The 8,168-nt window shown below is 72.6% G+C and carries 7 protein-coding genes and 1 pseudogene; 4 read left to right on the forward strand and 4 right to left on the reverse strand.

What is annotated here, in order from left to right; all coding sequences use genetic code 11:
• Positions 1–2: 2 nt before the first annotated feature.
• The 4 genes from MXD60_RS23425 to MXD60_RS23440 are packed head-to-tail and all read right to left on the reverse strand — an operon-like array spanning position 3 to position 3,686.
• Positions 3–350 carry a non-heme iron oxygenase ferredoxin subunit gene (locus MXD60_RS23425; protein ID WP_248821499.1) on the reverse strand — a complete coding sequence of 116 codons (348 nt, stop codon included), beginning with the start codon at positions 348–350 and terminating at the stop codon, positions 3–5.
• On the reverse strand, positions 347–1,528 hold the full coding sequence (sufD, locus tag MXD60_RS23430) for a Fe-S cluster assembly protein SufD (RefSeq protein ID WP_248821500.1): 1,182 nt from the start codon (positions 1,526–1,528) through the stop codon (positions 347–349). Before sufD ends, MXD60_RS23425 begins: the two co-directional genes overlap by 4 nt.
• Positions 1,528–2,940, reverse strand: a complete 1,413-nt coding sequence (sufB, locus tag MXD60_RS23435) for a Fe-S cluster assembly protein SufB (protein WP_248821501.1) — start codon at positions 2,938–2,940, stop codon at positions 1,528–1,530. The genes sufD and sufB overlap by 1 nt, the downstream gene beginning before the upstream one ends.
• A complete protein-coding gene (locus tag MXD60_RS23440; RefSeq protein WP_248821502.1) occupies positions 2,937–3,686 on the reverse strand; it encodes a helix-turn-helix transcriptional regulator in 750 nt (249 codons plus the stop codon). The genes sufB and MXD60_RS23440 overlap by 4 nt, the downstream gene beginning before the upstream one ends.
• Before the next feature lie 280 nt (positions 3,687–3,966).
• Here MXD60_RS23440 and MXD60_RS23445 point away from each other — a divergent pair, with 280 nt between their 5' ends.
• From MXD60_RS23445 to MXD60_RS23460, 4 genes and pseudogenes are all read left to right on the forward strand, one after another.
• On the forward strand, positions 3,967–4,701 hold the full coding sequence (locus MXD60_RS23445) for a hypothetical protein (protein ID WP_248821503.1): 735 nt from the start codon (positions 3,967–3,969) through the stop codon (positions 4,699–4,701).
• A 647-nt stretch (positions 4,702–5,348) separates the two neighbouring features.
• Complete coding sequence (gene glpK, locus MXD60_RS23450) at positions 5,349–6,944, forward strand: glycerol kinase GlpK (protein WP_248821504.1); 1,596 nt, start codon at positions 5,349–5,351, stop codon at positions 6,942–6,944.
• A 319-nt stretch (positions 6,945–7,263) separates the two neighbouring features.
• Positions 7,264–7,806 (forward strand): helix-turn-helix domain-containing protein, encoded by a 543-nt coding sequence (locus MXD60_RS23455; protein ID WP_248821505.1) that lies wholly within the window; start codon positions 7,264–7,266, stop codon positions 7,804–7,806.
• 113 nt (positions 7,807–7,919) lie between these two features.
• Positions 7,920–8,168: pseudogene (locus MXD60_RS23460) on the forward strand (hypothetical protein); the annotation flags it as partial.

Below are 8,168 nucleotides of genomic sequence, written 5' to 3' on the forward strand. Positions count from 1 at the left end.
GGTCACCCTCGTTCCGGGGTCGAATGTGCGACGTCGACGAACACGTCGTCGCCGTCGATGGTCACTGGGTAGGTGGGTACCGGGTCGATCGCGGGCAGCGTCAGGGGCACCCCGCTGGCCAGGTCGAACTGCGACCCGTGCAGCCAGCACTCGATCTTGCCGTCCTCGACCTCGCCCTGGGAGAGCTGGACGTCGGCGTGCGAGCACTCGTCGCGCAGCGCGTACACCTTCTCGCCGACGCGCACGACGCACACCGGCACGCCGTCGAGCTCGGTGCCGAGCGCCGTGTCGTCCCTGAGCTCGCTCAGGGCGCAGACACGGTACCGGTGCGGCGCGGCGGCGGTGCTCATGCGTCCGCCGGCAGCTCGCCGAGCCGCGCGGACACCGCGGTCATGATGCGTTCGCGCAGGTCCGGAACCTCGATGCGGTCGATGACCTCGGCGAAGAAGCCGTGCACGACCAGCCGGCGGGCCTCGGCCGGCGGGATGCCGCGGGACTGCAGGTAGAACAGCGCCTCGTCGTCGAAACGGCCGGTGGCGCTGGCGTGGCCGGCGCCGACGACCTCGCCGGTGAGGATCTCCAGGTTCGGCACCGAGTCGGCGCGGGCGCCGTCGGTGAGCACCAGGTTGCGGTTGAGCTCGTAGGTGTCGGTGTCGACCGCGTCGGCGCCGATGACGACGTCGCCGATCCACACCGCGTGCGCCGACTCGCCGCGCAGCGCGCCCTTGTAGGTCACCCGGCTGCGGCAGGACCGCGCCTCGTGGGTGACGAGCAGTCGGTGCTCCTGGTGCTGCCCGGCGTCGGTGAAGAACACGCCGTTGAGCTCGGCGTCGCCGCCGGGGCCGCGGTACTCGACGGTCGGGTTGAGCCGGACGAGCTCGCCGCCGAGGGTCACGGTGAACGAGCGCAGCTTCGCGTCCCGCCCGACCGAGTAGGCGTGCGCGCCGAGGTGCACGGCGTCGGCGTCCCAGTCCTGCACGGACACGACGGTGAGCGAGGCACCGTGGCCGACGTACACCTCGACGTTGCCGGCGTAGGTGGCGCTGCCGGTGTGGTCGAGCACGACGGTGCCCGACGCGAACGGGCCGATCTCGACGATCACGTGCCCGTAGGCGACACCGCTGCCGGCCGCGCCGGCGCCGGTGCGCGGGCTCTCGCCGTGCAGGCGGATGACCACCGGCTCGGTGAGGGCGGCCTCGGCCGGGATGGTCACGGCGGTCACGTCGGTGGCCCGGGCCAGGGCGAACGCCGCGACCCGGTCGGCCGGGGTGAGCACCCGGCCGACCCGCGGGTCGGCCGGGTCGAGCTGCTCGACCGCGACCCCGGTCGGCGCCTGCACCGACACCGACACGGTGCCGTCGGCGTCGGGGCCCGACGGCAGGCCGCGCAGCCGGCGCAGCGGGGTGAACCGCCACGCCTCCTCGCGGCCGGTGGGCACCAGGTGGTCGAGCGGGCTGCGTGATCGCACCGGGCGGGGCACGGCTCCGGAGGCCGCCGGGGGTCGCCCGGTGGCGTCGATAACGGCCATCAGCCGACCGAACCTTCCATCTGCAGTTCGATGAGGCGGTTGAGTTCGAGCGCGTATTCCATCGGCAGCTCGCGGGCGATGGGCTCGACGAAGCCGCGCACGACCATCGCCATCGCCTCCTCCTCCGCCAGGCCGCGGCTCATCAGGTAGAAGAGCTGGTCCGCGCCGACCTTGGAGACGCTGGCCTCGTGGCCGATGGACGCGTCGTCCTCGCGCACGTCGATGTACGGGTAGGTGTCCGACCGGCTGACCGTGTCGACGAGCAGCGCGTCGCACTTCACCGTCGACTTCGACGACGTCGAGCCCTCGTTGATCTGCACGAGGCCGCGGTAGGACGTGCGGCCACCGCCGCGGGCGACCGACTTCGAGATGATCGTCGAAGAGGTGCGCGGCGCGGCGTGCACCATCTTCGCGCCGGCGTCCTGGTGCTGGCCGGGGCCGGCGAAGGCGATCGAGAGGACCTCACCCTTGGCGTGCTCTCCGAGCATCCACACGGCCGGGTACTTCATCGTGACCTTGGAGCCGATGTTGCCGTCGATCCACTCCATGGTCGCGCCCTCGTGGCAGGCGGCACGCTTGGTGACCAGGTTGTAGACGTTGTTCGACCAGTTCTGGATGGTCGTGTACCGGCAGCGGGCGTTCTTCTTCACCACGATCTCGACGACCGCGGAGTGCAGCGAGTCCGAGGAGTAGACCGGCGCGGTGCAACCCTCGACGTAGTGCACGTAGGCACCCTCGTCGACGATGATCAGCGTCCGCTCGAACTGGCCCATGTTCTCGGTGTTGATCCGGAAGTAGGCCTGCAGCGGGATCTCCACCTGCACGCCCGGCGGCACGTAGATGAACGAGCCACCCGACCAGACCGACGTGTTCAGCGCGGCGAACTTGTTGTCCCCGACCGGGATGACCGAGCCGAAGTACTCCTGGAACAGCTCCGGGTGCTCGCGCAGGCCGGAGTCGGTGTCCAGGAAGATGACGCCCTGCTCCTCAAGGTCCTCACGGATCTTGTGGTAGACGACCTCGGACTCGTACTGCGCGGCGACGCCCGAGATGAGGCGCTGCTTCTCTGCCTCCGGGATGCCGAGGCGGTCGTAGGTCGCCTTGATGTCGTCGGGCAGGTCCGACCACTCGGCGGCCTGCTTCTCGGTCGAGCGGACGAAGTACTTGATGTTGTCGAAGTCGATGCCCGAGAGGTCCGCGCCCCAGGTCGGCATCGGCTTGCGCTCGAACAGGCGCAGACCCTTCAGGCGCAGGTCGAGCATCCACGACGGCTCGGACTTCTTCGCCGAGATGCCACGGACGACCGCCTCGGAAAGGCCACGCTCCACGTCGTCGGCGTAGGCGTCGGTGTCAGCCCATCCGAACCGGTAGGAACCAAGGCCCTCAAGGGCGGTCTCGGCAGAGGTTGTCATAGGGCGGAACCCTCCGAAGACGGGGATGGCGGACAGTTCGTGGACGCGGGCGGGGAGACGGCGGCAGCCCCGTCGGGAGCCGAGGGCGAGCCCGCGGGAATGTGGGTCGTGCAGACACCGTCGCCGTGCGCGATCGTCGCCAGGCGCTGCACGTGGGTGTCGAGCACCCGGGACAACGCGGCCGTCTCGGCGTCGCACAGCGCGGGGAAGCGCTCCGCGACGAACTGGACCGGGCAGTGGTGCTGGCAGATCTGCAGCCCGGTGGGCAGCTCGGAGACGCTGGCCGTGTACCCGGCCGCCGTCATCGCCTCGGCCAGCGCCGCGGGGCGGTCCGCCGGGTCGGCGGCGACGACCGCGGAGCGCACCCGCCGCTCCAGGTCGGCGGCGCGGCTGTCGGCGAACTGGCTGACCGCCGACGGGCCGACGACCTCCGCCAGGAAGCTCAGCGCCCCGGCCGCGAGATCCGAGTAGGCCGACGGGCCGGCCTGGTGGCCGGCCTCGGTCAACGCGTAGCACTTCGCCGGGCGGCCTCGCCCGCGCGGCCCGCGGGGGCGGGTCTCGATGGGGGTGAGAATGCCGTCCGACACCATCGCGTCGAGGTGCCGGCGGATCCCGGCCGGGGAGACGCCGAGCTGTCGGGACAGTTCGGCCGCGGTGGCCGATCCGCCTTCCAGCAGCCGACGCACGACCCGGTCGCGGGTGCGGCCGTCGGCCGTCCCGCCCGAGGCATCGTGGTCGTTTTTCACAACGCCAGTGTGCCCTATTTCCGGGACGCGGTCGAACCGAGACCCCCCTGTCAGGCCCCCTTGAGCACCTGATCCGCGTCACATCCGCGACAGCTCGGCCACGACGGCGCCACAGCGGCGCCGCCGGACCCACCGCGGTCGCCCACAGCACAACATCCACCCACCCGCGGCGGGCGATCGACCACCCCCGATCGGGTACTGCCAGACTTTCCCCACCATCGGGCGTCCGGCACTATCGGGCTGCACGACCACGACCTGGGGATCCGGAGGCGACGGACTGATGCGGGCTCGACCACGGCACGGCCTGTTCCCGCGAGTTCCGCTGGTCCCACGAGCGCTGCTCGTCCTCGGCCTGCTGGTCACCCTCGCCGCCGCGGCCTGCGACGGGGGCAGCGACGGGGGAAACGGTGGACCGACCAACGGCCTGGAGCGCCTGCCCGCCGGTGAGGTCGGTACCCGGACCCTGGCCGCCCTGCGCGGCACACCCGGCGTGCACCTCGTCGGCGCGGTCTCCGACCCCAGGTCCGACGCCCCGGCCCACTTCGACCTGGTGATGTCGCCGACCACCACCCGCGGCACGGTCGAGGAGTACGACCAGGAGACCCAGCTCATCAAGATCAAGAACGACACGTACGTCCGCCGGTCCCGCGAGTACTACACGGCCACCGGCGACGACGCCGCCGCCAGCCTGCTCGCCGACCGCTGGGTCCGCCTCGCCGCGACGGACGCCGCGAAGTACAGCTACTTCACCCTCGATCGCTACAGCGACTCGCTGCGCGGCTACCTCGCCGGACTGGCCGGCGGCGTCCGCCAGGACAAGCTCGACGGCACCCGGGTCGTGCGGGCCACCGCGTCCGACGGCACCACCTTCACCGTGGCGAACACCGGGCCGGCGTACCCCGTGCGGATCACTCTGGCCGGCAGCTCCACCACCGAGCTCACGTTCAACGAGTTCCGCACCCCGGCCGCAGCCACCCCGCCGAGCTCCCCCGTGGACCTGTCGACCATCGGCTAGGCAACTTTCCGTGGATCTTCGGCTGGTCAGAGGAGGCTCCACCCAATGCCACTCCCAGCCCCAGCCGCGACCGCGCCGCGACGGCACCGCGCCCGCGACGCGCGGCGCGGCGACGGCCAGCGACGTCACACCGCTACCACCAGATAACCGAAGCGACCACAGGCGGTCACGGCCGCCGCGAGCGCGACCCGCCCGCGGGGAGCAACCGGCCGCCTATGGCGCCGCGAGTGACTATCCGATGTCCGGAATGTCCGGTGCGTTGCGTGGGAGAGAGGCTTCCCGTCGCGTTGAACGGCCTCCGCGTGCGATTTATCCCTGCCGAAGAGTCAGGTAGCGGTTCAGCCACGCACAACCGGCGCGAGCTCGTGGCAGTGGGTGATGCCGGGGCGGACGATCCGCCCAGACCACCGTCATGATGATCGCCGTGGTCCCTCCGCACGGACAGAGCGGACACCATGCCGAACGAAAAAACCGAGCCGGCAGGTCCCCCTGGAGGGTTCGTTGGCATGTGCTGCCATCGCGCGACCGGCGACCGGCGGAACGGGTGCGACGGCGGCACTTCGTCGCACCGTGCGCCATGCTCGGTCCAGCGATCTGCCGTCCGGGCGATCGACGACGCGGGCTGCCCGCGGGGCGGGAGGCACGGGATGGCCGCAGCGGCGCGGGGCCCGGTGGTGGCGGCGATCGACCAGGGCACCACGGGCACCACCGTCTGTCTGCTCGACGCCGACGCCACCGTCGTCGGCCGCAGCCACACCGCGGTGCATCCCCGCTTCCCCCGGCCCGGCTGGGTCGAGCAGGACCCCGAGGAGCTGTGGCGCGGCGCCGTCGACACCGTCGCGGCGGCGCTCGTCGACGCCGGCCGGCGACCGGCGGACATCGCCGCGCTCGGCATCACCAACCAGCGGGAGACGACCGTCGTCTGGGACCGGTCGACCTCGGCGCCGGTGCACCCGGCGATCGTCTGGCAGGACCGGCGCACCGCCGCCCGCTGCGAGCAGCTCGCCGCCGACGGCCACGCCGAGTCCGTCCAGGCGCGAACCGGCCTGGTCCTCGACCCGTACTTCTCCGCCACGAAGATCGAGTGGATCCTGACCCGCGAGCCTGCGCTGCGCCGCCGCGCGCACCGGGGCGAACTCGCCTTCGGCACGGTCGACTCGTGGCTGATCTGGCGGCTGACCGGCGGCGCCACGCATATCACCGACGTCACCAACGCCTCCCGGACGCTGCTGCTCGACCTGGCGGCGGCCGACTGGGCGCCGGACCTGCTCGACCTGTTCGGCGTCCCCGCCGAGCTGCTGCCCACCGTGGTACCGAGTTCCCGGGTGTACGCGACGACCGACCCGGCGGCCTTCCTCGGCGTGCGGGTCCCCGTCGCCGCGGCCGTCGGCGACCAGCAGGCCGCACTGTTCGCCCAGGGCTGCCTGCAGCCCGGCCAGGCCAAGAACACCTACGGCACCGGTTCGTTCGTCCTGGTCAACGCGGGCGCGACGGTACCGCCGCCGCACTCGGCGCTGCTGCGCACCGCGGCCTACCAGCTTGACGGTGAGCCCGTCCGCTACGCCCTGGAAGGGGCGATCCTGTCCACCGGCGCGGCGGTGCAGTGGCTGCGGGACTCCCTCGGCATCATCACGGACGCGGCGCAGACCGCGGAGCTCGCCGCCTCGCTTCCCGGCAACGACGGCGTGTACTTCGTCCCTGCGCTGGCCGGCCTCGGCGCGCCGTACTGGGACCCGCGGGCCCGTGGCACGCTGCTCGGCATCACCCGCGGCACCACCCGGGCGCACCTGGCCCGCGCGGTGCTCGAGGGCATCGCCTACCGGACGCGCGACGTCGTCGAGGCGATGGCCGCGGCCGGCTATCCGGTGACCGAGCTGCGCGCCGACGGCGGGGCCGCCCGCAACCCGTGGCTCATGCAGTTCCAGGCCGACGTGCTCGGCGTCGACGTCGACGTGCCTGCCGACATCGAGACCACGGCGCTGGGCTCGGCCTACCTCGCGGGTCTCGCGACCGGCTTCTTTCCCGACCCGGCTGCCCTGGCCGGCCTGCGCCGCGCGGGACGGCGCTACCATCCGGCGACCCGGCCGAGGGGAGAGGACGGCGGTCGCGAGAGGGACGACCGCCACGACAGGGACTACCGCCACGACAGGGACTACCGCCGCTGGCAGGACGCCGTCGCGCGCGCCCGGCACTGGGACGCCGACCACGCCGAGGACGACCCGATGCCGGCGCCGCCACCGTGAGGACGCCGGACCATCCGGATGTGCCCACCTGCCATGGCGGTCGCTGACGAACCGTCACCTTCCCGGGTTCCAGGACGACGGACCATCGACAGCCGCCCATCTCGGGCAACTGCGGCAAGAGCCCTAAATCCGTCACCCAGTGACTCCGACAAGTCGAAATGACCGGAAAACGGGTAGCGCCCTGCATTCGTGGAACCACGTCGGGGCCACATTGCCTCGCGGCTTCTTGAGAGAACCGGCTGCCTGACGGACCGATGCCTGACAGGCTGTCACAGGGGGGCGGTTGGCGTCTCCTGACCACCTGACCCGGACGGAGACCGTGACAGAGGCGGACTACGCCCTGGAGCTCGGGCGCCGGCTTCGCGCGGCGCGTAACCGGCGTGGCCTGTCGCTGCTGGACGTCCAGCAGCGCACCCATGGCCGGTGGACCGCGGGAACCCTCGGTGCCTACGAACGAGGCTCCCGCACGCTGCGGGTGCACCGGCTCGTCGAGCTCGCCGACCTGTATGACGTGCCCGCTACCCTGCTCGTCCCGCCGGCTGCCGAACGGCGCGACGTCGAGGCGCTCCCGCCGCTGGTCATCGACCTGCGCCGGCTGCGCAAGCTGCCGCCGACGCGGACCGGGCCGTTGCGCCGCTGGATCGCGATCGTGCAGGTCCTTCGCTCGGACAGCTCGCGGGACGTGCTGCGGCTGCGGCGTTCGGACCTGCAGTCGCTGTCCCGGCTCTACAGCACCACCCCGACGACGCTCTACGAGCGGCTGGGGGCCTGGGGCGCGCTGGTGGAACCGGGTGAACCGGTCACGGCCGGCCACTCCCGGCGTCGGATGCCGGTGGCCCGGGCGCACCAGCAGCGGAGCTGACGGTGCGTGCGGCCCTCGTCGTCCGGCGCGGCCGGGCGGCTCGGACGGGCGTCCGCGCGATCGGGCCGGGGACCAGAACCCCGGTGCCGTCGCGGGATCCGTAGGATCGCCAGGTGGCCGAGATACTGGCAGTCAGCGTCACTGGCCTCGTGAAGACCTATTCCGCGCGGTCCGTTCCCGCCCGCTCCGGCGCGGGCCGGTCCGGGCGCCAGCGAGGTGCGGGTCGTCGCGAGCCCGGCGGCACAGCCCTGCCGCACGCGAAGGAACCCGCGGTGGCGGCGGCGCGGCCCTCCCCCCCCCCCCCCGCCCCCCCCCCCCGCGGGGGGGGGCGCCCCCCCCCGGGGGGGTGGGCCCGGCCCCCC

The sequence above is a fragment of the Frankia sp. AgB32 genome, from assembly GCF_023243045.1.
Lineage (GTDB): Bacteria > Actinomycetota > Actinomycetes > Frankiales > Frankiaceae > Frankia.